A 24,253-nucleotide genomic window follows, 5' to 3' on the forward strand; every position below is an offset into this window, starting at 1 on the left:
CCGCCCTTTCTCGTTCACGAGATCGTCACATGACCCTCTTCTGCCCCCGGGACGCCCGGCGTAGCATGGCCTGCGAACAGGGCCGCCGAGTCAACCGCCGGCATCGTCGACGCTCGGCCGCCCGGGATGGCTGGCCGCTGTGATGAACATGACGATGGACATGATGAAGGGCGCCATGTCGTCGTCGGAGATGCCGATGAAGGGCATGGATCCGGCGATGATGCAGGAGTGTATGGAAGCCCTCTCCGCGTGCAGTCAAGCGTGCGTGATGTGCGCCGACGCCGACGCGGGCGAGGGTATGGGGCGCTGCGGATCACTCTGCGCGAACTGCGCCGACATGTGCGACACGATGATGAAGATGATGCTGCGCGTGGGCGGCTGGGACATGCGGGTGATGACGTCGATGATGCAATCGACCATCATGATGGCTCGCGCGTGCTCTTCGGAGTGCATGATGCACGCCGAGATGGCCGAGCACTGCCGCATGTGCGCGATGGCGTGCGATCAGGCCGTCATGGCGATGGAGAAGATGATGGGTTCGATGAGCGAGGCGATGCCGATGGGGTCGTGAGCCCCGAATCAGCCTGAGCCCCGAGCAGGGCCAGAGTCCCGCGCAGGGGCGGCCCGGGTCCCGCGCTCAGGCGAGTGCGACGCTGAGCTGGCGTTCGCCTGCCGCGAGCACCCCGTAGACGGCGTGCAGGGCGACGGGATCGCCCGCCGAGAGCACGTCGCCGAGGGATTCGTGGTGCCAGACGCGAGTGATGTCGCCGCTCGTGAATTCGGCGAGCGTGACGAACCCGTCAGGGTCGTTCGCGACCACGATCGCGTCGATCCACTTGCTCGCCGCGACCGCCGCGAGCTGGTGCTGCATGCGGTGCAGCCCGTGACCGGGCCGTTCGCTCGAGCACTCAGCCGCCGCTTCGCAACCGCGCATGCCCATGACCGCGCCCTGGTGGGGCTCGGCGGCGGCGTGCGGTTCGCGGTACGACATGAGTGCTCCTCGGTGTTCGATTCCGCCACGGTACGCCGCCTGCCGACGGATGTCTCGTGGCGGCGTAATGCGCGGAAACACTCGCTGAACGGCCGATGCCCCGCTGGCGCATGCGACCGGCTGCCGGCGGCTCTGCTAATCGAGGAAGAGCGTGCGGAGCCGCCTCGTCGTGAAGACGACGCCGACGACCGCCATGACGACGTAGTAGAGCACGTGCCAGAGCATGTCCCAGCCGACGTCGCCCGTCGTGAGCCCGCGCACGAGCTCGACGCCGTGCCAGAGCGGGAGCGCCTGGATCACGCCCTGCAACCACTCGGGATACACCGTGAGCGGATAGAACGTGGCTGAGAAGAGGAACATCGGCAGCATGATGAAGTTGATCCAGTCCATCTGCTGGAACGACTTCATATAGCTCGTGACCGCCATTCCGAGGCTCGCGAACCCGAAGGCGATGAGGAGCACCGCGGGCAGCGCGAGGATCGCCCACCACGAGAGATTGAGGCCGAGCGCCTGCATGACCAACTGGAATCCGACCGCGTAGAGTGCGCCGCGGAGAAGTGCGAGAAGAATCTCGCCGAGCGCCACGTCGAGCGGGCCGAGCGAGGTCGAGAGCATCCCCTCGTAGAGCTTCGTGAACTGCATCTTGAAGTAGACGTTCCATGTCGAGTCGTAGATCGCCCCGTTCATCGCGGCGACCGCGAGCAGCGCCGGCGCGATGAACGCGGCGTAGGACACCTCCTGCCCACTCGCCGTAGTGACGGTGCCGACGAGCGTGCCGAGCCCGATGCCCATGGCGAGCAGGTAGAAGATCGGCTCGAAGAAGCCGCTCACGACGACGAGCCAGTTCGTGCTGCGGGTGGCGCGCCAGCCGCGCAGCATCACCGCACGGGCATTGCCGGCGTAGAGGGAACGCACGGGCCGCGGCAGGGTCGCCGAGTTCACGAGATCTCGTTCGGTGACCCCGCTCATCGGCCGAGCCTCCGAACGGAGATGCGCCGCGCCCAGACCCAGCCGACGACGATGAGGGCGACGAGATAGGCCACGTGCACGATCGTGAGCCAGATCGGCTCGGCGTAGCCGTAGGAGAACACGCGGGCGAGCTCGGTGCCGTGCCACAGCGGCGAGATCCAGCCGATCCACTGCAGCCAGATCGGGAAGGTCGAGAGCGGGAAGAACGTGCCGGAGAACAGGGTCATCGGCAGCACGATGAAGCGCATGACCATGGCGAGCTGCCCGGCGTCGTCTTCGAGCGTGGAGGTGTACGCCATCAGCACGGCGCCGAAGGCGAGACCGCCGAGGAGTCCGGCGAAGACCATGAGGAACGCAGCCGGCGAGGGTGCCGCCCCGAAGATGACTATGAGCAGGAAGAACAGCACGAGGTTCACGAGCATTCGGATCGAGACGGAGATGACCACGCCGTCGACGATCTGCGTGGGGCGCAGCGGCGAGGCGCTCATGCCGGTGAAGGTGGGGTTCCACTTGTAGCCGAGCATGATCGGGTACGTGAACTCCTCGCTCGAGACCGTGATGGCCGCGCTCGCGAGCAGCGCTGGTGCCACGAACACGAGGTAACTCACGCCGCCGACGTCCTGATCGCCGGCATTCGCGTCGACGATCGTCGCGAGTCCGACGCCGAGGGCGTAGAGGTAGATGAGCGGATTGCCGATGCCGGCGACGACGACGGTGCCGGTGTAGCTCTTCATCACCCGGAAGCGGTGCAGGGCCACGTACCAGGCGCCCCATCGACGCGGCATGCGCGCTGCAGCGAGGGCCCGTGCAGTGGTCCCGGACGCGGCGTGGGTCGCCGGGGTCTCGAGACGACCCTTCGGGGCCCCTCGACCCGCAGAAGCGATCTCGCTCATTCGATGAGGCTCCTGCCGGTGAGACGGAGGAACACGTCTTCGAGGCTCGAGCGTCGCACGAGGCTCGTGATGGGGTGCAGCCCCGCGTCGGTGATGCGCTCGAGCTCGGCCTCGCCGTTGTCGCTGTAGATGAGGATGCGGTCGGGCAGCACCTCGGCGCGCTCGCCGATGCCCGAGAGGCGCTCGGCCACCTCGACGTTGCGATCGGAGCCGAAGCGCACCTCGAGCACCTCGCGCGACGAGTAGCGGCGGATGAGCTCGGCCGGCGTGCCCTCGGCCATGATGGCGCCCTTGTCGACGACCACGAGCCGGTCGCAGAGCTGCTCTGCCTCATCCATGTAGTGGGTCGTGAGCAGGAGCGTGGTGCCCTCCTCCTTGAGACGGAACAGGCGGTCCCAGAGGATGTGCCGAGCCTGCGGATCGAGGCCGGTCGTGGGCTCGTCGAGGAGGAGCACGCTCGGGTCGTTGATGAGCGCGCGAGCGATGGTGAGCCGTCGCTTCATGCCGCCCGAGAGCGAATCGACCTTCGCCTTGCCCTTCTCCTCGAGCTGGGCGAACGCGAGCAACTCATCGGCCCGCTTCGCGACGAGCTTGCCGGACAGGCCGAAGTAGCGCCCGTAGACGAGGAGGTTCTCGCGAACGCGGAGCTCGGTGTCGAGGTTGTCGGATTGCGGCACGACGCCGAGCTGCGAGCGGATCTCGGGGCCGAAGGCGTCGGGATCGAGGCCGAGGATCGAGAGCTCGCCCGACGTGCGAGTGGACACCGCACCGACCATGCGCATCGTCGTCGACTTGCCCGCGCCGTTCGGACCGAGGAGCCCGAACGACTCCCCCGGCGCCACCTCGAAGGAGATGCCGTCGACGGCGGCGAACTCGCCATAGCGCTTGACGAGGTCGCGGGCGACGATGACTGGTGCTGGCACAGTTCTTCACGATAGCCCCGGGCGCCGACATCCGTCAGGGAGAGCGAGCGGGGTCCCGGATCCGGCCGTCGTGGCTAGGCTCGGGCTCGCGCGGCGATCGCGTCGAGGAGCGCCGCCAGCCCGAACTCGAAGGCGGCATCGACGCGCGCGACGGCGTCGGTCCACGCGCCGGATGCTGCCACGAGCGCCGTTTCGGCGCCATCGACGTGCCAGACGTCCGAAGGCGCTGACTGCTCGAGGCCGACACCGAGCGCGAAGCTGTCGAGCACCTCGAGGTAGACGGCGATCTCGCGTGGCTCGAAGCCCGCCTGTTCGAACGCTCGGGCGAGCCGCTCATAGAGTTCGAGCACGGGTTCCGAGGTGATCGGCGTGCCGACGAGCACCGTGACCAGATGCGGATGGGCGGCATAGCTGCGGCGCTGCGTCCGCACGATCGCCTCGATCTCGTCACGCCAGTCGCCCTCTTTCCGTGCCGGCGGGGGGTCATCGGCGATCAACCGGTCGCGGATGAGGTTCACGAGGTGATCGCGATCGCCGACGTGGTAGTAAAGCGACGGCGCCGCCACTCCGAGCCGCTTTGCGAGGGCACGCATCGCGAATTCGTCTCCGCTGTCGATGAGCGCGAGCGCCTCGCTGACGATGCGATCAATCGAGAGCAGGTTCTTCGATGGCCGGCCCACCTCACCACCTCCGATTCCTGTTCGTCACCACGTGGGTCTTGCGGACGATGTCACTCCGGTACACAATATCTGACACCGTTAGATTTAGCCGATCGACTGGAGTCAAGTATGTCAATGGAGACGTCCACCTCAGCCCCGCCCGACGGCCGGCCCGTCGTCGGTGCACTCAAGAAGAACTCGCTCGGGACCGGGGGAATCACGTTCCTCGTCGTCTCGGCCGCCGCTCCGCTCACCGTCATCGCGGGCACCGTGCCGCTGGCGATCCTGATCGGCGGCCCAGCGGCCCCGCTCGCCTACCTCGTGGTCGGCCTCGCGCTCGCCGTGTTCGCGGTCGGGTTCATGGCGATGACCCGACATGTCACCAAGACGGGTGGGTTCTACACCTACATCACCGAGGCGCTCGGCAGGCATGTCGGCCTCGGCGCGGGGATCCTCGCCCTCGTCTCGTACAACGCGATGCAGATCGGAATCTACGGTCTCTTCGCGGTGAGTGCCCGGGCGATGCTCGCGACCCTCTTCGGCATCGACGTTCCCTGGGCCGTGCTCGCATTCATCGCCATCGTGTTGGTATGGGCGATGGGATTCGCCGGGATCGATCTCGGGGCGAGGGTGCTGGGTGTGCTCCTCATCGTCGAGACACTCGTGCTCGTCGTGCTCGGCATCGCGATCATCGCAAGCGGAGGTGGGCCGGAGGGCTTCGGCGCCGGCGCCTTCGCTCCCGGGAACGTGTTCACTCCGCAGTTCGCGGTGACCCTCGGCCTCGCATTCGGCGCATTCATCGGCTTCGAGTCGACCGCGCTCTACCGTGCGGAGGCACGCTCGGCCGATCGCACCATTCCCCGCGCCACGTACGTGGCCGTCTTCGCCATGACGTTCTTCTACTTCGCGATGGCGTGGCTCCTCATCCAGGCGCATGGTGAATCCCTGGTGCAGGCCTTCATCGGGCAGAACGGGGTCGAGACGTTCATCTTCGCCACGGCCGAGACCCAGCTCGGCCACTGGGCGACCGTGACCCTGCTCCTGCTCATCCTCACGAGCGTCTACGCGGCGCTCCTCGCCTTCCACAATTCCATCAACCGGTACAGCTACGCGCTCGCCCGCGACGACGTGCTCCCGGCGATGCTCGGTCGCACCAGGCAGCGCAACGGCTCGCCCTGGGTGGCCGGCGCGGTACAGACCGGACTCGCCGCCCTGATCGTGGGCGGGTTCGCCATCGCGGGCGCCGATCCCTACCTGCAGCTGCTCATCTGGGTCAACACCCCCGGGGTGATCGGGGTCGTGTGCCTGCAGATCCTGGCGTCGCTCGCCGTCGTGGTCTTCTTCACGAGGAACAGGGGAGCTGAGCGTCACCGCTTCGCGGTTCCCGCCGCCCTCACCGGCGGAATCCTCATGGCGCTGTTCACCGGGCTTATCGTCGCGAACATCGACGTGTTGACCGGCGCGCCCGCCGGAACCAACGTCGTGATCATCAGCGTGGTGCCGATCAGCTTCGCGGTGGGCGTCATCCTCGCCGCGGTCCTCAAGCGCCGCCGGCCGGCCGCCTATGCGCGCATCGGGGGCCAGGGACAGTGACGGTCGACCTCATCGTCCTCGCCACCCGGCTGCACGGCGCATCCGGTGGAGCCGTGGCGGTGCAAGGCGGTCGCATCGTGGCGATCGGAGATCGCCGAGACGCCAGGGCATGGACGGGACCGTCGACGCGCGTGCTCGACCTCGGCGATGCGACCGTGCTGCCGGGACTCACGGACGCGCATTCGCATCCGATGCTCGGCGCGAGCGTCGCGCGCGGCCTCGACTTGCGCGGCGCCGACTCGCTCGACGACGTGCGCGAGGCCGTCGCGTCCGAGCGCGCGCGGCTGCGTCGCGGCGAGTGGTTGATCGGCTGGGGACTCGACCACAACGTCTGGCGCGGAGAGGAGGTCGGGGCGGCGGCAATCGAAGCGGCATCCGGTGACGTTCCCACCTTCCTGCGCATGTTCGATGCGCACTCGGCCGTCGTCAATCGGGCGGCGCTCGAGCGCGCTGCCGTACGGGGAGGGCGCCGCTTCGACACCGGTTCCGAGATCGTGGTCGATGCCTCGGGAACTCCGACCGGTCTGCTGCTCGAGAGCGAGGCGCTCGCCGTCGTCGAGCGAGTCATCCCGCCCGACAGCCGCGCCGACCTGCGCCGGCGCCTCGCGTCATCGCTCCGCGCGATGGCCGCGAGCGGCCTCACCGGGGCGCACGTGCTCGACTTCAAGGACGACCCCGCCGATCTCTACCGTGCGCTCGACGACAGCGGCGAGCTTCCCCTCCGACTCAAGATCCACCCGTGGGTGTCTCCGTCATCCGGCCCCGACGACTGGGGCGCACTGTGTGCGCAGGTCGGGGAAGGCGGCCGGCTCTGGCGGATGCATGGAGTCAAGCTCTTCCTCGACGGAACGATCGACAACGGCACCGCGTGGCTTCGCAGCCCGGACAGCCACGGACTGTCGGTCCGAAGCACCTGGGACGACCCGGAACGCTATCGCTCGGCGATCGCGCACTTCGGCGCCGCAGGGGTCGGTACCGCAACGCACGCCATCGGGGATCGGGCCGTGATGCACGCGGCAGAGAGCATCCGACTCGCGCTCCAACGTCATCCGGGCGCGCGACACCGCATCGAGCACCTGGAGCTCACGGGCGACGACATCGTGCAGGCCGTCGCCGCCAGCGGCGCGATCGCGAGCATGCAGCCGACGCATTGCACCCACTTCGTCACGGATGCCGGGACCGACAACTGGAGCGGCCGGGTAGGAGCGCGCCGGGCCCGGCATGCCTGGCGCACGCGTTCCCTCGTCGACGCGGGGACAACACTCGCGCTCGGCTCGGACTGGCCGATCGCTCCGTTCGAACCACTGCAGATCATGGCGGATGCCCGGTTGCGGCGGCGTGTCGACCGGCCGGATCTTCCACCGGTCCTGCGCTCGGAGGGGTTGACGGCGGCGCAGGCCCTCGACGGGTACACGAGGGCCGCAGCGATCGCGGCCGGGGTGGAGCACGAGGAGGGGGCCATCCGGCCAGGCGCACTCGCCGACCTCACGGTGCTCGCGGCCGACCCCCTCGCCGTCTCGCCCGAGGAGTTCGCCGAGCTTCCTGTTCTGGCGACCATCGTCGGCGGCGAAGTACGACACTCCCTCTGACGGACGGCGACACGACGGACGGTCGGGCTCCCGATCCGGCCACGTCTGAGGCATTCGTCGTCGGTCGCTCCTACGATGGCGGAATGCAGACTCCCCCGTCCGGCCTCCGCATCGGCGACGAGGTGCGGCGCGCACTCGACGCCGGCGCCCCCGTGCTCGCCCTCGAATCCACGATCCTCAGTCACGGCCTGCCGTCGCCCCGAAACCTCGAGGTCGGGCTCGCCTCGGAGGCGCTCGTGCGGGAGGAAGGGGTCGTGCCCGCCACGATCGGGGTGATCGACGGGGTCGCGGTCGTGGGTCTCTCCCCCGCCGAGATCGAGCGGCTCTGCAGCACCGAGCGCGTCGTCAAGGTGAGTGTTCGCGATCTGCCGATCGCCAGGGCGCAGCACCTCGACGGCGGTACGACCGTCGCCGCGACGGCGTGGCTCGCGCATCGCGCTGGCATCCGGGTCATGTCGACTGGCGGCCTGGGCGGCGTGCACCGCGGGGCGAGCGAGACCTTCGACGAGTCCGCCGACCTCGGCACCCTCGCGACAACGCCGATCACGCTCGTGAGCGCGGGGGTGAAATCGATCCTCGACATCGGCGCCACGCTCGAGCGGCTCGAGACGCTGAACATCCCAGTCGTCGGCTACCGCACGAATCGGTACCCCGGCTTCTACATCGCCGACTCGGGCTTCTCGCTCGACTATCGCATCGAGAGCCCGGCGGATGCCGCGGCGCTCGCACACGCCCGTGACGAGCTCGGGCTGGCGTCCGCCGTGCTCGTGGCGAACCCGGTCGACGCGGCGAAGCAGTTCGACCCCGAGTTCCACGACCGGGTGCTGGCCGAAGCGCTGGCCGCGGCATCCGACGCCGGCGTGACCGGCCACGACACGACCCCGTTCCTCCTCGACTACGTGCAACGCGCCACGGGTGGTCGGAGCCTCGAGGTGAACCTCGAGGTGTACCGCGGCAATGTCGCGCTCGGGGCGGAGATCGCGCGTGCCGTCGCCGGCTGAGCGGCCGGGCGGCGTGCTCGCGGTGGTCGGCGACCTCGTCGAGGACATCGTCGTGTGGGCGGGCGAGCCGGTGCGTACGGCGACCGACACGGCCGCGCAGGTCTTCCGGGCACGGGGCGGCAGTGCCGCGAACGTCGCAGCCCTCGCCGCCGCACACGTGGCGACGCGGTTCATCGGCAGGGTCGGCACGGATGCCGCGGGCGAGGCACTCGTCGCCGAGCTCACGGCACGGAGCGTCGACGTACGCGTGCAGCGGCAGGGGCGCACCGGCACGGTCGTGCTCCTCGTCGACGCCGACGGCGAGCGCACGATGTTCCCCGACCGCGGAGCGTCGGCGGTGCTCGAGCAGGTCGACGACCGATGGCTCGACGGCGTCACCTGGTTGCACGTGCCGGCCTACGGCTTCGAGCGTGAGCCGATGCGCAGCGAGGTCATGCGCCTCGCCGCCCTGGCGCGCACGGCGGGGGCCCGGATCTCGGTCGACGCCTCCTCGACCGGGCTGCTCGCCGGCATCGGTGTCGACGTCGCACTCGACCTCATCCGCGAGGCCGCGCCCGAAGTGCTGTTCGCGAACGAGTCCGAGGCCGAGCTGCTCGGGCTGGCAGGTGGCGGAGCACTCGCGGCATCCGTCGCGCAGACCGCCGTCGTGAAGCACGGCCCGTTGCCGACCGACGTGATCGAGGCGGGCCGGCTCGTTGCGCGGGTCGACGTGGCCCCGGTCTCCGGAATCCGCGACCTCACGGGCGCGGGCGACGCCTTCGCCGCGGGATTCCTCGCCGCGACCCTGCAGGGAGCGGATGCCGCGGCGGCCTGCGTCGCTGGGCATGCGGCCGCGGCATCCGTGCTCACGAACCCGGGCGCGCACGCCACCCGTTCGTCAACCTGAATTGACAGATCACGGGCGCGTCAATTACGGTTGACGCCATGGACGACCGCACCCTCCGCACTGCCATCGCCGCCGCCGACGGCGACGACCCGTACCGGGCGCTGCGCGACCTGCGTCACGCCCGCATGGAGCTCAACCGCGAGCTCGACCGTGCCGAGGCGCTCGCCGTGCGGCGGGCCCGTGCCGCCGGCTCGAGCTGGCAGCTCATCGCCCTCGCCCTCGAGGTGTCGAAGCAGGCGGTGCACAAGAAGTACGGACGCAGCTAGGACACGTATGCTGCATGGCGGCGACGGCGCGGCATCCGAGCGGGCGTGGCATCCGCTCACCGCACAGACCAGGAAGAGACCATGAGCGACAGCACCACCACAGCCGAGACCAGGCGCAGCCCCCTCGCCCGACGGGCCACGCCGCCCGGCCCCCGCGCGACCTTCCGGCAGCTGCTGCCGTTCATCTTCGAGCACCGGCCGGTGCTCATCTGGGTCGCCGTGCTCTCGGTCATCGGAGCGCTCGCCAGCCTCGCCCAGCCGCTCCTCGTGAGCCAGGTGATCGGGGTCGTCGAGGCCGGCCAACCGCTCGGCTGGCTCGTCTGGGGGCTCATCGCGCTCGTCATCGTGAGCGGCGTCATCTCCGGGTACCAGCACTACCTGCTGCAGCGCACCGGTGAGGGCGTCGTGCTCTCGGCTCGCAAGCGCCTCGTGGCCAAGCTCCTTCGACTGCCCATCGCCGAGTTCGACACACGCCGCACCGGCGACCTCGTCTCCCGTGTGGGCAGCGATACGACCATGCTCCGTGCGGTGCTCACCCAAGGCCTCGTCGAGGCGATCGGCGGCACCGTCACGTTCGTCGGCGCGCTCATCGCGATGCTCATCATCGATCCGGTGCTGCTCGGCCTGACCGTCCTCGTGGTGGCGATCGCGATCACCACCGTCACCCTGCTCTCCCGGCGCGTGCGTGAGGCGTCGCGCCGCGCCCAGGAGAAGATCGGCGACGTCGCGGCATCCGTCGAGCGTGCGATCAGCTCGGTACGCACGATCCGGGCCGCCGGAGCAACCGAGCGTGAGATCCGCTCGGTCGAGGGCGAGGCCGAGGGCGCTTGGAGCATGGGCGTGCAGGTCGCGAAGATCTCCGCGCTCATCGTGCCGATCGCGGGCATCGCGATGCAGGTGTCGTTCCTCGTGGTGCTCGGCGTGGGCGGCTTCCGCGTCGCCTCGGGCGCCCTCACGGTCGCCAACCTCGTCGCGTTCATCCTCTTCCTCTTCATGATGATCCTGCCGCTCGGCCAGGCGTTCGGCGCGATCACCTCGGTCAACCAGGCGCTCGGCGCGCTCGGCCGCATCCAGGAGATCCTCGACCTGCCTGACGAGAACGCGCACGACCGCGAGCTCGCTCCGCTTGCCGTCATGGTCGGCGAGGCCAATGCGGGCATGCTGCCGGATGTCGCGGCGATCGACTTCGACGACGTGCACTTCGCGTATGCGGCGACGCGTTCCGACCCGGCCGACCCGGCGAACGAGTCGCCCGACGAGCACCTGCCCGAGCCGAACGTCACGGATCGGCAGCCCGTGCTCCGCGGGGTCTCGTTCGAGGTGCCGCGCGGGCAGCGCATCGCCCTCGTCGGGCCGTCGGGTGCCGGCAAGTCGACGATCCTCGCGCTCATCGAGCGCTTCTACGACCCGAGCATCGGCAGCGTGCGCATGGGCGGCCTCGACCTCCGTTCGCTCGATCGTGCCCAGCTCCGCGCGCAGATCGGATACGTCGAGCAGGATGCGCCCGTGCTCGCCGGATCCCTCCGCGACAACCTGAAGCTCGGCAGCCCCGATGCCACCGACGCCGAGTGCGAGCACGTACTGCGCGCCGTGAACCTCGGCTCGGTGCTCGACCGCGACCCCGCAGGTCTCGACGCGGCGGTCGGCGAGGACGGCATCATGCTCTCGGGCGGCGAGCGCCAGCGCCTCGCGATCGCCCGAGCGCTGCTTGCCGCGCCGCCGATCCTCCTGCTCGACGAGTCGACGTCGTCGCTCGACGGCCTGAACGAGCGGATGATGCGCGAGGCCATCGACGCGGTCTCGGCCGGACGCACGCTCATCGTCATCGCGCACCGGCTCTCGACGGTCATCGACTCCGACCGCATCATCGTGCTCGACGGCGGCCGGGTGATCGGCGAAGGCACGCACTCCGAGCTCGTGGAGTCGGTTCCGCTGTATCGCGAGCTCGCCGAACACCAGTTGCTCGTGTGACGCGTTAGGGGTAAACCTGAGAGAGGCTCAGTGCTGACTCGGATGGGGCGGCACGGCGGTCTCCATAACGTGGGCGATGCATCCAGACGACGGATGCCACGTCCGCCGACGCCTGACCGAAGGACCATCATGACCATCGCGACCGTTCCCCGCGAGCAGCAGCTCTCCCCCGTCCGCCCGGGCGAGTTGCCCCTCGACCTCATCGAGAACCTCCCGAGCGGCAACGCCGCCGACGGACCCGACGCTTCGGATGCCGAGCTCCTCGGCCCCGGCTTCGCCGAGGTCCAGGCGAACCTCCAGGCGTGGCTCCGCCACTGGTCGCCGCAGCGCATCCCCGCGTTCACCTCGGTGCGCGACGTCGCGCCCTCGGGCTCGCGCGGTCGCAGCGCCCTGCAGTCCGCACCGACCCAGCCCGACGGCGCCGTGCGGATCACCGCGAGCGTCTACGACCCGCCGAACCGCGACGGCGCACCGCTCAGCTGGTCGCGCAACTGGGCGAGCCTCGCCGTGCTGCCGCCGGCTCCGGAGACCGGACGCCTCTACTACCGGTTCCGCGTGTCGAGCCGGCTCGTGCTCGACGGCGCCGCCGCACTCAGCCTCGTCTCGACGAGCCTCAACTTCGGCATCGTCGCCGATGCAGCGACCGCGAGCCCGTTCGCGGTGCCGGGCTTCGCGACTCCGCTCGTGCGCCCGCACGTGGGCGTGCAGTGCCGGCCCGACACCGAGACGGATGCCTCGCAGCTCATCGAGGGCTCGATCGCGGTTCGCAAGGGTGAGACCCCGGCGATGGCCTTCGTGATCGGCACCGACGTGCTCTTCAGCGACGGCTGGATCCGTGTGCACGAAGGAAGCAGCACGTGGATCGGCCCCGCCGACCCCGGCGCGAGCGGTATCGTCGAGTACCGCTTCGCTCCGGCCGCGATGCTGCGGCTCTTCGACGGCGTCCGCAGCTGAGACGGCCGGCGAGATGACGTCAGGCTGCCGTCAGGCGCTGACCTGATCGACCGAGCGCGCCCCCGTTAGACTCACGGGATGGCGCGCTTCGTCGTCGTTCTGCCGCTCGTGCCGCTCGCCGCCGGTGCCGAGTTCACCGTTGCCGAGTGGCCCCTGCACGTCACCCTCATCGAGCCGTTCTCGACCGAACTGCCTGCATCCGCCGTCGCCACGGTCATCGGCCGCATCGCCCATCAGGCCGATACCGTCCACGCGAGCGGCGGCGAGGAGGCGATGTTCGGCCGGCGGCGCGACGTTCCGGTCACGCTCGTGCGCGACGGCGGTGAGCTCGAAGCGCTGCGATCGCGTGCGCTCGACGCGCTGCGCGAGGAGGGCGTCGACTTCGGTCATGTCCGCGAAGAGTACCGGCCGCATGTCAGCCGCAAGCAGGACCGGCGCCTCCGATGGGGCGAGCGCGTCGAGCTCGGAACCATCGCCCTCATCGACATGCGCCCGAGCGCCGGCTCCCACCACCGCAATGTCATCGCGACCTGGCAGCTCGGAGCTGCGGCATCCGTCGCCCCCGACTGACCACGAGACGATGCGCGGCGCGCTTCAGGCCACGTCGGCGGTCGCCGGCTCCTCGATCGGCTCCTCGCGCTTGTGCCACGGCCAGCGCCCCGAGATCTCGAGCTCGAGCGACCAGCTGAGGAACGTTCGGATCAGCACGATGACCGCGAGCACGGCCACCGATTCGAGGGTCGGCGTGACGGCGACGGTCTTGATGATGTCGGCCGCGACGAGCAACTCGAGGCCGAGGAGGATCGCGCGCCCCAGCACGCGGCGGAACCGCGTGTAGACGGGACTCACACGACGGATGCCCCGCAGTGCGGCGTCGAGGATCGCGTAGAGCACGCCGACGACGATCGCGACCACGCCGAGCACGTCGACGGCTTCGCCCACCATTTCGATGATCGAGCCGAGTTCCATGCCGCCTCCCTCACTCTGCGGCACACGCTAGCGCCCGCGACACGCCCGAATGAGCGCGACGCACCGCCGATGGCGCGACGCGTGCTGATTCGCGGCCTCCTGATCGAGGTGGAGCTCGCGCCTGATTGGTCGAGTGCGCGCTCGCCTACCGCGCCGAGGCCTCCCACGCCGCAAGACCGCCGGCGAGGGTGCGCACGGGCCCGTGCCCGGCGCGCCGCAGGAACTCCGCAGCCGGGCCGGAACGGATACCGCGAGCGCAGTACACGACGAGCTCGCCGTCGAGCGCGGGCACGCTGCCGGCCTGCAGCGCCGACAACGGCGCGCGCACGGCTCCCGCGATGCCACCCGGCTCACCGGATTCCCGCACGTCGACGAGGATCGGGCCGCCATCGGCACCGGCGAGTTCCTGCCGGAGCGCCGATGCCGTGACGATGCCGATCGAGCGGGCCCCCGCCGCTGCTCCCCGCTCTCCCTCGAGCGCGAAGCCGCGCCACTCGCCGTGCAGCGCGTCGAACACCGCGACGCGGCCGAGGAGCACCCTTCCCGTGCCCGTGATGAGCTTGATCGCCTCGGCCGCCAACTGCGCGCCGATGATGGCGCAGAGCGGCCCGAACACGCCGGCCGTCCCGCAGCTCGGCCCATCGGTGGGTGCGTCGGGATAGAGGTCCCGGTAGCGGACCCCGCGAGCGCCCCAGAACACGCTGAGCTGCCCCTCGAAACGCAGCACCGAGCCCCAGACGCTCGGCAGGCCGAGCTGTTCGGCGGTGTCGGCGATCAGGTGACGGGTGGCGAAGTTGTCGGATCCGTCGACGACGAGGTCGTACTCGGCGAAGATTCCGGACGCGTTCGCCGCGGTCAGCCTCACGGGGTGCTCGCGCACGCTGACGCCCGGGTTCAGCGCCCGGATGGCGCGGCTCGCCGAGCGGGTCTTGCGCCGCCCGACATCCCGGAGGCGATGTGCGAACTGCCGTTGCAGGTTGCCGAGTTCGACCCGATCGGCGTCGACGATGCCGAGCACGCCGACGCCGGCGCTCGCGAGGCCGAGCAGCGCCGGCGCGCCGAGTCCGCCTGCGCCGATGACGAGCACGCGCGCGTTCCGCAGACGCCGCTGCGCGTCCGCGCCGAAGCCCGGCAGGGTCAGCTGCCGGGCGTACCGCTCGATCGCCTCGTCGTCGAGTTCCCCGCCGGGCTCGACGAGGGGCGGCAGCACGCCGCTCACAGCGCCGGCCGCCCTTCGGCGGGTGAGGAGGCGAGCGCATGCCGACGGCGCGGGATGCGACCCGAGACCGCCGCGAGTCGCCCCGCGATCACGGCGTGCCGGAACGCGGCGGCCATGCCGACGGGGTCCTGCGCCCGGGTCACCGCGGTCGCGAGCAGCACGCCATCGCAGCCGAGCTCCATCGCGAACGCGGCATCCGAGGCGGTGCCGATGCCTGCGTCGAGCACGATCGGAACCGAGGCGCGCGCGACGATGAGCTCGATGTTGTGCGGGTTGAGGACGCCGAGCCCGGTGCCGATCGGCGAGCCGAGCGGCATCACGACGGCGGCGCCGAGCTCCTCGAGGCGCAGCGCGAGCGCCGGGTCGTCGTTCGTGTACGCGAACACCCGGAACCCGCGCGCGACGAGCTGCTCGGTCGCATCGACGAGCTCGAGGGCGTCGGGCAGGAGCGTGCGGTCGTCGGCGACGACCTCGAGCTTCACCCAGTCGGTCTCGAAGGCCTCGCGCGCGAGCTCTGCGGTCGTCACGGCCTCCCGGGCGGTCAGGCACCCGGCGGTGTTCGGCAGGAGACGGATGCCGCGCTGGCGCAGCAGCCCGAAGAGCGAGCCCTCTGCTCCCGCGCCCGAGGCCGCGCCGTCGGCGTACCGGCGGACCGCGACGGTCGTCAGCGAGGTCCCGGAGGCGTCGAGCGCGACGCCGAGCGCGTGCAGGCTGGGCGCCCCGCCCGTGCCCATGATGAGGCGGGACGCGAGCGGGACTCCGGCGATGACGAGCTCGTCCATCTCAGCCGCCCTGCGCGGCCGTGAGCACCTCGACGCGGTCGCCGACGACGAGCCCGCGCGCCGACCAGCGGCCACGCGGCACCACTGCCTCGTTGACGGCGACGGCGATGCCGAGCGGCTCGCCGTCGAGGGCGGCGCCGTGCTCGTCGAGCGCGCGCCCCGTGAGGAGCGCGACGAGCGCTCCCACAGTCGTCGGCTCCGGCAGCATCATCGCGCTGCCGTTCACGTGGACGTCGATCATGCGTGCTCCTCGATGCGTGTCGGGTGGGATGCGATGGGGACCGGGCCGGACGCGTCGTGGGCGGCGTCGGAATCCGCTGCGAAGCGGTCGGGCCGGAGCATCGGCCACGCAGACAGCTCGGCTCCCTCGACGAGCTGCAGGCAGAGCTCGGCGATGAGCGGTGCAAGCAGCACACCGTTGCGGTAGGTGCCGGTCGCGACGAGGAGTCCCGGCGCCACCCTCCCGACGAGGGGCACGTGATCGGGCGTCGCGGGGCGGGCCCTGGCGACGGCGTCGATGAGCTCGAGCTCGTCGACGGCGGGCACGAGTTCGCGCGCGTCGCGCAGCAGTGCGTGCACGCCGCCGGCCGAGATCGCGGAGCCGCCGTGCTCGCGCTGCGTCGCGCCGAGCACGACCGAGCCATCCCGGCGCGGCACGAGGTAGACGGGAGTGCCCCGCACGAGGCCGCGCACGGTCGCGGTCAGCAGCGGCCGAAGCACCTCTGGTGCGCGCAGCCGCAGGATGTCGCCGTGGACGGGCCGCAGGACGTGCTCCGGCAGGGCGGCGAGCCGTGCTGCGCCCTGCGCGTTCGCCACGACGACCTCGGATGCCGCGATCCGGCTGCCGTCCGAAAGCTCGACGCCGACCGCCGTGCCGCGGGCGTCCCTGAGGACCCGTCGCGCCGACGCCGCGACGAACGCGTCGGGCCGCTCCCGGTGGATCGCGCGCCTGAGCACGCCGGCGAGCGCGCGCGGGTCGATCCGATGATCGCGGTCGATCAGGTACGCGGCGCCGACCCGGGGCCCGAGCAGCGGTTCGAGCCGCCGTGCTTCGCGCGTTCCGATCGGGGCCGCGTCGAGGCCGAGTTGCGCCTGCGCCGCGGCGAGGTCTGCGAGCGCCGCACGGTCGGCGTCGTCGACGCCGACGACGAGGGTCGGCGCCCGTTCGTAGCCGGCGGCATCCGATTCGGGCAGCGCGTCGATGAAGGCGGGATACCGCTCCGCGGCCGCGAGCCCGAGCGTGAACGCGTCCTCCTCGCCATAGTGGAACTCGCTCGCCGGTGCGAGCATGCCCGCCGCAGCATACGTGGCGCCGGACGCCGGGTGCGGGTCGATCACGCGCACGCTGCTCCCAGCGCGGACGAGCTCCCACGCGATCGCGAGGCCGACGATCCCGGCGCCGACGATCGCGACGTGGGCTCGGTCGTCGGCCCGGGCCTCCACCCGGTTGGCGGCTCGAACCTCGGCCGCGGCATCCGCTCTCCCGCCCTCGGACGCAGCGGCACCGTGCCCGGCCGCCCGCGCCCATGCGGCTACACTCGCGTCGTGCCCCTCGAAACCGCTCGCCTGTACCTCTGCACCGACGCCCGCGAACGGCAGGGCGACTTCGCCGAGTTCGTCGACGCCGCGTTCGCGGGCGGCGTCGACATCGTCCAGCTGCGCGACAAGCGGCTCGAGGCGGCCGCCGAGCTGGAGCTGCTCGCCGTGCTCCGCGATGCGGCCGAGCGCCACGGCGCCCTGTGGGCGGTCAACGACCGCGCCGACATCGCCGCGCTCGCCGGTGCACCCGTCTTGCACCTCGGCCAGGGTGACCTGCCCGTGGCACGTGCCCGCCGGCTCCTCGCCGGCGACACCTCCATCGGACGAAGCACGCATGGAGCGGCCCAGCTCGAGGCCGCGAGCGTCGACCCCGACGTCGACTACTTCTGCGTCGGGCCAGTCTGGGCGACTCCGACCAAGCCCGGCCGCTCCGGCATCGGATTCGAGCCGGTGCGCCGGGCCGCCGCCCTCGACACCGACCGACCGTGGTTCGCGATCGGCGGCATCGACCATGAGAACGTCGACGCCGTCGTCGAGGCGGGCGCACGGCGAATCGTCGTGGTGCGGGCGATCACCGAGGCCGACGACCCCGCCGACGCGGCCCGGCGACTCCGCGCTGCGCTCCCTCCCCTCGACTGACCCGCCCGCGTCAGCGGCGGACACCGGGCTCGCCGAGGTAGACGCTGCCGCCGGCGGCGAGGAAGTCGGCCGACTTCTCCTGCATCCCGGCGATCGCGGCCTGTTCGGCCTGACCGCCGAAGGCGTCGCGGATGTCCTGCGAGATCCGCATCGAGCAGAACTTCGGGCCGCACATGGAGCAGAAGTGGGCGGTCTTCGCGGGCTCTGCAGGGAGCGTCTCGTCGTGGAACGCCTCGGCGGTGTCCGGATCGAGCGCGAGCGCGAACTGGTCGCGCCAGCGGAACTCGAACCGCGCCTTCGAGAGCGCGTCGTCGCGCGTGCGTGCGCCTGGATGCCCTTTCGCGAGGTCGGCCGCGTGCGCCGCGATCTTGTACGTGATGACGCCGGTCTTCACGTCGTCGCGGTCGGGCAGCCCGAGGTGCTCCTTGGGCGTGACGTAGCAGAGCATCGCGGTGCCGTACCGGGCGATCTCGGTCGCACCGATCGCCGAGGTGATGTGGTCGTAGCCGGGCGCGACATCGGTGACGAGCGGGCCGAGCGTGTAGAAGGGCGCGCCATCGCAGAGCTCCTGCTGGCGCTCGACGTTCTCCCGCACGAGGTGGAACGGCACATGGCCCGGGCCCTCGACCATGACCTGCACGTCGTGCTCCCAAGCCCGCGCGGTGAGCTCGGCCAGCGTGTCGAGCTCGGCGAACTGCGCCGCGTCGTTCGCGTCAGCGGTCGAACCCGGGCGCAGGCCGTCGCCGAGCGAGAAGGCGACGTCGTAGCGGGCGAAGATCTCGCAGAGCTCGTCGAAGTGCGTGTAGAGGAAGTTCTCCCGGTGGTGCGCGAGGCACCAGCCGGCCATGATCGACCCGCCGCGCGAGACGATGCCCGTGACGCGCTCGGCGGTCAGCGGCACGTAGCGCAGGAGCACCCCGGCATGGATCGTCATGTAGTCCACGCCCTGCTCGCACTGCTCGATGACCGTGTCGCGGAACACCTCCCAGCTCAGCCGGTGCGCCTGGCCGTCGACCTTCTCGAGCGCCTGGTAGATCGGCACGGTCCCGATCGGCACGGGAGCGTTGCGGATGATCCACTCGCGCGTGGTGTGGATGTCGTCGCCGGTGGAGAGGTCCATGACGGTGTCGGCACCCCACTTGGTCGCCCACTGCAGCTTGTCGACCTCCTCGGCGATCGAGCTCGTGACGGCGGAGTTGCCGATGTTCGCGTTGATCTTCACGAGGAACGCCTTGCCGATGATCATCGGCTCGGCCTCAGGATGGTTGATGTTCGCGGGGATGATCGCGCGGCCCGCGGCGAGCTCGGCGCGGACGAGCTCGACATCGCAGTGCTCGCGTAGCGCGACGAATCGCATCTCGGGCGTGATCTCGCCCCGGCGGGCGTAGTGCATCTGGGTGACGGTGCGACCCGGAGCGGCGCGACGTGGCATCCGTGCTTCGCCCTGCCATTCGGCGGATGCCGCACCGCGGCGCGCCGCCCCACGGCCGTCGTCGTGCAGGTTGCGCGGCCGCCCCGCATACGCCTCGGTGTCGCCGCGCGCCTCGATCCACCGCTCGCGCAGCGGCGGCAGTCCGCGCACGGCGTCACTTCCCTGACCTTCGGTCCGGTAGGCGATGAAGGCCTCGTTGGGCTCGCCGTTCGGCGAGTCGCCGAGGGCGATGCGGGTGACCGGCACCCGGATGTCGTGCTCCGCATCGTGCAGATACGACAGCGAATGGGACGATTCGAGCGCGCTCATCAGATTCCTACTTCCTACGCCGGCATGACCCGAACAGGTTCGACGGTCGCGGGCAGCGTCAGCCCGATCTCAGCCCCTGCTGGGACTCCCGTGTGGATGTCGGTAGCGTAGCAGCACGGAAGGGCGGGCGGATGCCGCAGCATCCGCCCGCCCTCGCTCGCACCGCCTATTCGGACTGCTCCAGGTGGTAGCGCAGGCTCGCGAGCTCGGCCCGAAGCGCGGCGGGCACGCGGTCGCCGAACTGCGTGAAGTACTCCTCGGTGAGGTCGCACTCGGCGAGCCACGAGTCGCGATCGACGTCGAAGAGCTGCTCCACCGCGTCATCCGTGATGCCCAAGCCGCCGAGGTCGAGGGACCCGGCCGCCGGGAGCAGGCCGATCGGCGTCTCGACGACATCGGCGGTGTCCTCGATGCGGCCCACGATCCATTCGAGCACGCGCGAGTTCTCGCCGAAGCCCGGCCAGAGGTACGACCCGTCGGCCCCCTTGCGGAACCAGTTGACCTGGAAGATCTTCGGCGCCTTCGTGCCGAGGATGCGACCCATCTTCACCCAGTGGCCCCAGTAGTCGGCCATGTTGTACCCGCAGAACGGGAGCATCGCGAACGGGTCGCGACGAAGCTCGCCGACGGTGCCCTCGGCGGCCGCGGTCTGCTCGGACGAGATGGTCGCCCCCATGAACACCCCGTGCTTCCACGAGCGCGCCTCGGCGACGAGCGGCACGTTCGTGGCCCGGCGCCCGCCGAACAGGATCGCGTCGATCGGCACGCCGTCGTGGGCGTCCCAGTCGTCGGAGATCTGCGGGCACTGCGCGGCACCGACCGTGAAGCGCGAGTTGGGGTGGGCCGCCGGAGTGTCGGATGCCGGGGTCCAGTCGTTGCCCTCCCAGTCGATGAGGTGGGCGGGCGGCGTGTCGGTGAGGCCCTCCCACCACACGTCGCCGTCGTCGCGGAGCGCCACGTTCGTGAAAATCGTGTTGCCCCAGAGCGTCTGCACGGCCGTGGGATTGGTGGACTCGCCGGTGCCCGGCGCGACGCCGAAGAAGCCCGACTCGGGGTTGATCGCGTAGAGGCGGCCGTCGTCACCCGGACGCATCCAGGCGATGTCGTCGCCGATCGTCTCGACCTTCCAGCCGGGGATCGTCGGCCGCAGCATCGCGAGGTTGGTCTTGCCGCACGCCGACGGGAACGCCGCGGCGACGTGGTACGCCTTGCCCTGGGGCGAGGTGATCTTGATGAGCAGCATGTGCTCGGCGAGCCAGCCCTCGTCGCGCGCCATCACCGAGGCGATGCGCAGCGCGAAGCACTTCTTCGCGAGCAGGGCGTTGCCGCCGTAGCCCGACCCGTACGACCAGATCTCGCGGGAGTCGGGGAACTGCACGATGTACTTGGTGTCGTTGCATGGCCAGTCGACCTCGGCGCGGCCGTGCCCGACGCCGTCGACGAGGGGGTAGCCCACGGAGTGCACGGTGCGCACCCAGGGCTCGCCGGCCTCGATGAGCCGGTAGACCGCGTGGCCCATGCGCGTCATGATCCCCATCGAGAGCACGACGTAGGGCGAGTCGGTGATCTCGACGCCGAGCTGCGAGATGGGGCCGCCGAGCGGTCCCATCGAGAACGGCACGACGTACATCGTGCGCCCCTTCATCGAGCCGTCGAAGACATGCGTGAGCTCCTCGCGCATCTCGCGGGGGTCGCGCCAGTTGTTCGTGGGGCCGGCGTCCTCCTCGTAGGTGGAGCAGATGAAGGTGCGGTCCTCGACGCGCGCGACGTCGCCGGGGGAGGTGCGCGCGAGGTAGCTGTTGGGTCGCCATTCGGGGTTCAGCTTGATGAGCTTGCCCTCGGCGACGAGTTGCTTGGTCAGGAGGTCGGCCTCGTGGAGAGAGCCGTCGCACCAGACGATCTCGTCGGGTTTGGTGAGCGCGGCGATCTCGTCGACCCATGCGCGAAGGGCCGTGTCGCTCGTGCCGCCCTGGGGGCGGCCGGTTGTCTCGGTGCCGACCGAGAACTCGGAGATCGTCATCGTCGTCCCTTTCCAGTGGTTCCAGTGGTGCCCGGCCGTGGCGCCGGAAGCAGTTCGTACTTCAAGAATGCGCCTCATTCCCGCATCTGAACTTAGAGAAATGGTCTTAAGAACCGCACATCTTTCGTTATCCTTAAGCGATGAAGGCAGGATCCCCAGACCTCGCAACGCTCGGCCACCGCATCCGCCACTTCCGGGGTGAGCGCGGGCTGACACTCGACCAACTCGGTGCGGCGGTGGGGCTCGCGGGCAGCCAGCTCTCGCTCATCGAGAACGGCAAGCGCGAACCGAAGCTCTCCACGCTCGACGCCCTCGCCGCGGCGCTCGAGGTCGATCTCGCCGCCCTGCTCGCCCGCGAGGCACCGAGTCGGCGAGCCGCGCTCGAGCTCGAACTCGGCCGTGCGCAATCGAGTCCGCTCTATGCGAGCCTCGGGATCCCGACGATCAAGCCGGGCCGCGGTGTCACCGACGAGACGCTCGAGGCGATCGTCGGCCTCCACCGCGAACTGCAGCGTCGTGCGAGCGAGGCGATCGCCACTCCCGAAGAGGCACGCCGCGCGAACACCGAGCTGCGCGAGCTCATGCGCGACCGCGACAATTCGCTTCCCGATATCGAGCAGCTCGCCGAAGACCAGGTGCGCGCCTCCGGCCACCGCACCGGCGCGCTCACCCACCGCGAGGTGAGCGTCATGGCCGAGCAGCTCGGCTTCCAGCTCATCTACGTGAACGACCTGCCCGATTCCACCCGATCGATCACCGACATCGCGAACGGACGCATCTACCTGCCACCGGCCTCGATCCCCGGCGGCCACGGCCTCCGCTCGATGGCGCTCCAGGCGATGGCGCACCGGTTGCTCGGGCACGAACGGCCGAACAGCTACGCCGAGTTCCTGTGGCAGCGGCTCGAGATCAACTACTTCGCCGCCGCGTGCCTGATGCCGCGCGAGGCATCCGTCACCTTCCTCTCCGCCGCGAAGAAGGAGAAGCGACTCGCGATCGAGGACTTCCGCGACGCGTTCGGCGTGACCCACGAAGCCGCTGCACTGCGCTTCACGAACCTCGCCACCACGCATCTCGACATGACGCTGCACTTCCTGCGGGTCGCGGGCGACGGAGCGCTGCTCAAGGGCTACGAGAACGACGGCCTGCCGCTGCCCACCGACGTCACCGGGTCGATCGAGGGCCAGTGGGTGTGCAAGAAGTGGAGCGCGCGCACGTCGTTCGAGCACACCAACCGCACCACCGAGAACTACCAGTACACCGACACGCCGGCCGGCACCTTCTGGTGCGCGACGCAGACCGGGCGCACGGATGCCTCGGAGTTCTCGATCACGGTCGGCGTGCCGTTCAACCAGGCCAAGTGGTTCCGCGGGCGCGAGACCACGGTGCGCGCGGTGTCGACGTGCCCCGACGACGCGTGCTGCCGGCGGGCGCCCGATGGGCTCGCCGAGCGCTGGGCCGGCCGCGCCTGGCCGAGCGCGCGGTTGCACGCGCACGTGCTCTCGCCGCTGCCCTCCGGCACGTTCCCGGGCGTCGACGACGCCGAGGTGTACGAGTTCCTCGAGACGCACGCCGACCAGTAGGCGGCCCACGGCCGCCGGCGCAGTGACGCCGCGCCCACCCTTCCGACCGTTCGTAACTCCGGATCCCAGAAGCGACACCCCGAGGTGCGCCGACGGCGCCCCGGCGTGTCGGCGACGCATCCGGAATTGTGAACGGGGGCGGCGCCCACGAGGAGCTGCACGCTCCGACGCTCAGCGACGCGACCTGGTGTGACGCGCCTCGCCGCGAGCCGACGGATGCCCCGCGCCCGGGGCATCCGCTCGCCTACTTCGGCTGCATCCGGATGCCGCCGTCGAGCCGGATGGTCTCGCCGTTCAGCATCGGGTTCGCGATGATCGACAGCACGAGCGCCGCGTACTCGCTCGGGTGCCCGAGCCGCGACGGATGCGGCACCTGGGCCTCGAGCGAGTCGCGCACCTCGGCGGACATGCCCGCCATCATGGGCGTCTCGAAGATGCCGGGAGCGATCGTCATGACCCGGATGAGGAGCCTCGAGAGGTCGCGGGCGAGCGGCAGCGTCATCGCGGCGACGCCGCCCTTCGAAGCGGAGTAGGCGGCTTGGCCGATCTGCCCGTCGAACGCCGCGACTGAGGAGGTGTTCACGATGACGCCGCGCTCGGCCGTATCGGGGCCGCCGGTCGCCCGCCCCGTCGCAGGTTCGTTCGCGGCCATCGACGCGGCGGCGAGACGTGTGACGTTGAACGTGCCGATGAGGTTCACCCGGATGGTGCGCTCGAAGACGTCGAGGGGCGCCGGCCCATCGCGTCCGACGGTGCGGTTGGCGCTCACGATGCCGGCGCAGTTCACGGCGACGCGCAGCGGAGCGAGGCCTGCGGCCACCTCGATCGCGGCCTGCACCTCGGTTTCACTCGTGACATCCGCCGCCACGAAGCGGGCACGATCGCCGAGCTCGGCCGCGACCTCGTCGCCGCGCGGGCCCGGAAGGTCGATGAGCACGACGGATGCCCCGCCGTCGACGAGTGCCTTCGCGGTCGCCCGCCCGAGGCCGGATGCGCCGCCCGTGACGATCGCCGATGCGCCCTCGAGTTCCATGTGTGGTGTCCTTTCGGTGGCGCGGTGTGGAGC

At 70.5% G+C, this 24,253-nt stretch carries 24 protein-coding genes and 1 riboswitch; of the genes, 11 read left to right on the forward strand and 13 right to left on the reverse strand.

The window, feature by feature from the left end:
* The first annotated feature begins 139 nt into the window (after positions 1-139).
* Positions 140-571 (forward strand): hypothetical protein, encoded by a 432-nt coding sequence (locus J7E25_RS14870; RefSeq protein ID WP_214870934.1) that lies wholly within the window; start codon positions 140-142, stop codon positions 569-571.
* A gap of 66 nt (positions 572-637) precedes the next feature.
* Here J7E25_RS14870 and J7E25_RS14875 read toward each other — a convergent pair whose 3' ends face one another.
* The 5 genes from J7E25_RS14875 to J7E25_RS14895 form a co-directional block, all read right to left on the reverse strand.
* Positions 638-991: a hypothetical protein gene (locus J7E25_RS14875; RefSeq protein ID WP_214870935.1), complete on the reverse strand. Its 354-nt coding sequence runs from the start codon at positions 989-991 to the stop codon at positions 638-640.
* Between the two features lie 135 nt (positions 992-1,126).
* The gene (locus J7E25_RS14880) at positions 1,127-1,960 is read right to left on the reverse strand and encodes an ABC transporter permease (RefSeq protein WP_214870936.1); all 834 of its coding nucleotides are present in this window, start codon (positions 1,958-1,960) and stop codon (positions 1,127-1,129) included.
* Entirely contained in the window at positions 1,957-2,853 is an 897-nt protein-coding gene (locus tag J7E25_RS14885; protein ID WP_214870937.1) for an ABC transporter permease, read from the reverse strand. The genes J7E25_RS14880 and J7E25_RS14885 overlap by 4 nt, the downstream gene beginning before the upstream one ends.
* Complete coding sequence (locus J7E25_RS14890) at positions 2,850-3,776, reverse strand: ABC transporter ATP-binding protein (protein WP_214870938.1); 927 nt, start codon at positions 3,774-3,776, stop codon at positions 2,850-2,852. The genes J7E25_RS14885 and J7E25_RS14890 overlap by 4 nt, the downstream gene beginning before the upstream one ends.
* Positions 3,777-3,850: 74 nt before the next feature.
* A complete protein-coding gene (locus J7E25_RS14895; RefSeq protein ID WP_214870939.1) occupies positions 3,851-4,456 on the reverse strand; it encodes a TetR/AcrR family transcriptional regulator C-terminal domain-containing protein in 606 nt (201 codons plus the stop codon).
* Positions 4,457-4,570: 114 nt separating this feature from the next.
* On the opposite strand from J7E25_RS14895, the gene J7E25_RS14900 reads away from it, so the two are divergent.
* From J7E25_RS14900 to J7E25_RS14935, 8 genes are all read left to right on the forward strand, one after another.
* Positions 4,571-6,028 (forward strand): APC family permease, encoded by a 1,458-nt coding sequence (locus J7E25_RS14900; protein ID WP_214870940.1) that lies wholly within the window; start codon positions 4,571-4,573, stop codon positions 6,026-6,028.
* Positions 6,025-7,617, forward strand: a complete 1,593-nt coding sequence (locus J7E25_RS14905; RefSeq protein ID WP_214870941.1) for an amidohydrolase — start codon at positions 6,025-6,027, stop codon at positions 7,615-7,617. Before J7E25_RS14900 ends, J7E25_RS14905 begins: the two co-directional genes overlap by 4 nt.
* Positions 7,618-7,700: 83 nt before the next feature.
* Positions 7,701-8,618, forward strand: coding sequence for a pseudouridine-5'-phosphate glycosidase (locus J7E25_RS14910; protein WP_214870942.1), 918 nt, complete (start codon positions 7,701-7,703; stop codon positions 8,616-8,618).
* Positions 8,602-9,504, forward strand: a complete 903-nt coding sequence (locus J7E25_RS14915; protein WP_308164597.1) for a PfkB family carbohydrate kinase — start codon at positions 8,602-8,604, stop codon at positions 9,502-9,504. Before J7E25_RS14910 ends, J7E25_RS14915 begins: the two co-directional genes overlap by 17 nt.
* Before the next feature lie 38 nt (positions 9,505-9,542).
* On the forward strand, positions 9,543-9,770 hold the full coding sequence (locus J7E25_RS14920; RefSeq protein ID WP_214870943.1) for a hypothetical protein: 228 nt from the start codon (positions 9,543-9,545) through the stop codon (positions 9,768-9,770).
* A gap of 81 nt (positions 9,771-9,851) precedes the next feature.
* A complete protein-coding gene (locus J7E25_RS14925; RefSeq protein WP_214870944.1) occupies positions 9,852-11,741 on the forward strand; it encodes an ABC transporter ATP-binding protein in 1,890 nt (629 codons plus the stop codon).
* A 129-nt stretch (positions 11,742-11,870) separates the two neighbouring features.
* Positions 11,871-12,695 (forward strand): hypothetical protein, encoded by an 825-nt coding sequence (locus J7E25_RS14930; protein WP_214870945.1) that lies wholly within the window; start codon positions 11,871-11,873, stop codon positions 12,693-12,695.
* A gap of 78 nt (positions 12,696-12,773) precedes the next feature.
* On the forward strand, positions 12,774-13,265 hold the full coding sequence (locus J7E25_RS14935; RefSeq protein ID WP_214870946.1) for a 2'-5' RNA ligase family protein: 492 nt from the start codon (positions 12,774-12,776) through the stop codon (positions 13,263-13,265).
* A 24-nt stretch (positions 13,266-13,289) separates the two neighbouring features.
* On the opposite strand, the gene J7E25_RS14940 is transcribed toward J7E25_RS14935, so the two are convergent.
* The 5 genes from J7E25_RS14940 to thiO all read right to left on the reverse strand — a co-directional run bounded on the left by J7E25_RS14940 (position 13,290) and on the right by thiO (position 17,108).
* Positions 13,290-13,664 carry a DUF1622 domain-containing protein gene (locus tag J7E25_RS14940; RefSeq protein WP_214870947.1) on the reverse strand — a complete coding sequence of 125 codons (375 nt, stop codon included), beginning with the start codon at positions 13,662-13,664 and terminating at the stop codon, positions 13,290-13,292.
* A 145-nt stretch (positions 13,665-13,809) separates the two neighbouring features.
* Complete coding sequence (locus tag J7E25_RS14945) at positions 13,810-14,883, reverse strand: ThiF family adenylyltransferase (RefSeq protein WP_214870948.1); 1,074 nt, start codon at positions 14,881-14,883, stop codon at positions 13,810-13,812.
* Complete coding sequence (locus J7E25_RS14950) at positions 14,880-15,665, reverse strand: thiazole synthase (RefSeq protein WP_214870949.1); 786 nt, start codon at positions 15,663-15,665, stop codon at positions 14,880-14,882. The genes J7E25_RS14945 and J7E25_RS14950 overlap by 4 nt, the downstream gene beginning before the upstream one ends.
* Position 15,666: 1 nt before the next feature.
* Positions 15,667-15,906: a sulfur carrier protein ThiS gene (thiS, locus tag J7E25_RS14955; RefSeq protein ID WP_214870950.1), complete on the reverse strand. Its 240-nt coding sequence runs from the start codon at positions 15,904-15,906 to the stop codon at positions 15,667-15,669.
* Positions 15,903-17,108: a glycine oxidase ThiO gene (gene thiO / locus J7E25_RS14960; RefSeq protein WP_214870951.1), complete on the reverse strand. Its 1,206-nt coding sequence runs from the start codon at positions 17,106-17,108 to the stop codon at positions 15,903-15,905. Before thiO ends, thiS begins: the two co-directional genes overlap by 4 nt.
* Before the next feature lie 102 nt (positions 17,109-17,210).
* Between thiO and thiE the strand changes: the two genes are divergently transcribed.
* Positions 17,211-17,843 carry a thiamine phosphate synthase gene (thiE, locus tag J7E25_RS14965; protein ID WP_214870952.1) on the forward strand — a complete coding sequence of 211 codons (633 nt, stop codon included), beginning with the start codon at positions 17,211-17,213 and terminating at the stop codon, positions 17,841-17,843.
* A 10-nt stretch (positions 17,844-17,853) separates the two neighbouring features.
* On the opposite strand, the gene thiC is transcribed toward thiE, so the two are convergent.
* Positions 17,854-19,584, reverse strand: a complete 1,731-nt coding sequence (thiC, locus tag J7E25_RS14970; RefSeq protein WP_214870953.1) for a phosphomethylpyrimidine synthase ThiC — start codon at positions 19,582-19,584, stop codon at positions 17,854-17,856.
* Positions 19,579-19,686, reverse strand: a riboswitch (TPP riboswitch). (Overlaps the previous gene by 6 nt.)
* Before the next feature lie 64 nt (positions 19,687-19,750).
* Positions 19,751-21,604: a phosphoenolpyruvate carboxykinase (GTP) gene (locus J7E25_RS14975; protein WP_214870954.1), complete on the reverse strand. Its 1,854-nt coding sequence runs from the start codon at positions 21,602-21,604 to the stop codon at positions 19,751-19,753.
* A gap of 140 nt (positions 21,605-21,744) precedes the next feature.
* On the opposite strand from J7E25_RS14975, the gene J7E25_RS14980 reads away from it, so the two are divergent.
* Positions 21,745-23,187 carry a helix-turn-helix domain-containing protein gene (locus tag J7E25_RS14980; RefSeq protein WP_214870955.1) on the forward strand — a complete coding sequence of 481 codons (1,443 nt, stop codon included), beginning with the start codon at positions 21,745-21,747 and terminating at the stop codon, positions 23,185-23,187.
* 244 nt (positions 23,188-23,431) lie between these two features.
* On the opposite strand, the gene J7E25_RS14985 is transcribed toward J7E25_RS14980, so the two are convergent.
* On the reverse strand, positions 23,432-24,220 hold the full coding sequence (locus J7E25_RS14985; protein ID WP_214870956.1) for a 3-hydroxyacyl-CoA dehydrogenase: 789 nt from the start codon (positions 24,218-24,220) through the stop codon (positions 23,432-23,434).
* Between the last annotated feature and the right edge of the window lie 33 nt (positions 24,221-24,253).

Source organism: Agromyces sp. ISL-38, from assembly GCF_018613935.1.
Lineage (GTDB): Bacteria > Actinomycetota > Actinomycetes > Actinomycetales > Microbacteriaceae > Agromyces.

Bases quoted from the DNA above. Each gene is read 5' to 3' on its own strand.
- J7E25_RS14875 (WP_214870935.1), bottom strand. From the start codon at position 991: ATGTCGTACCGCGAACCGCACGCCGCCGCCGAGCCCCACCAGGGCGCG.
- J7E25_RS14880 (WP_214870936.1), bottom strand. From the start codon at position 1,960: ATGAGCGGGGTCACCGAACGAGATCTCGTGAACTCGGCGACCCTGCCG.
- J7E25_RS14885 (WP_214870937.1), bottom strand. From the start codon at position 2,853: ATGAGCGAGATCGCTTCTGCGGGTCGAGGGGCCCCGAAGGGTCGTCTC.
- J7E25_RS14900 (WP_214870940.1), top strand. From the start codon at position 4,571: ATGGAGACGTCCACCTCAGCCCCGCCCGACGGCCGGCCCGTCGTCGGT.
- J7E25_RS14910 (WP_214870942.1), top strand. From the start codon at position 7,701: ATGCAGACTCCCCCGTCCGGCCTCCGCATCGGCGACGAGGTGCGGCGC.
- J7E25_RS14920 (WP_214870943.1), top strand. From the start codon at position 9,543: ATGGACGACCGCACCCTCCGCACTGCCATCGCCGCCGCCGACGGCGAC.
- J7E25_RS14925 (WP_214870944.1), top strand. From the start codon at position 9,852: ATGAGCGACAGCACCACCACAGCCGAGACCAGGCGCAGCCCCCTCGCC.
- J7E25_RS14930 (WP_214870945.1), top strand. From the start codon at position 11,871: ATGACCATCGCGACCGTTCCCCGCGAGCAGCAGCTCTCCCCCGTCCGC.
- J7E25_RS14935 (WP_214870946.1), top strand. From the start codon at position 12,774: ATGGCGCGCTTCGTCGTCGTTCTGCCGCTCGTGCCGCTCGCCGCCGGT.
- J7E25_RS14940 (WP_214870947.1), bottom strand. From the start codon at position 13,664: ATGGAACTCGGCTCGATCATCGAAATGGTGGGCGAAGCCGTCGACGTG.
- J7E25_RS14950 (WP_214870949.1), bottom strand. From the start codon at position 15,665: ATGGACGAGCTCGTCATCGCCGGAGTCCCGCTCGCGTCCCGCCTCATC.
- thiS (WP_214870950.1), bottom strand. From the start codon at position 15,906: ATGATCGACGTCCACGTGAACGGCAGCGCGATGATGCTGCCGGAGCCG.
- thiC (WP_214870953.1), bottom strand. From the start codon at position 19,584: ATGAGCGCGCTCGAATCGTCCCATTCGCTGTCGTATCTGCACGATGCG.
- J7E25_RS14975 (WP_214870954.1), bottom strand. From the start codon at position 21,604: ATGACGATCTCCGAGTTCTCGGTCGGCACCGAGACAACCGGCCGCCCC.
- J7E25_RS14980 (WP_214870955.1), top strand. From the start codon at position 21,745: ATGAAGGCAGGATCCCCAGACCTCGCAACGCTCGGCCACCGCATCCGC.
- J7E25_RS14985 (WP_214870956.1), bottom strand. From the start codon at position 24,220: ATGGAACTCGAGGGCGCATCGGCGATCGTCACGGGCGGCGCATCCGGC.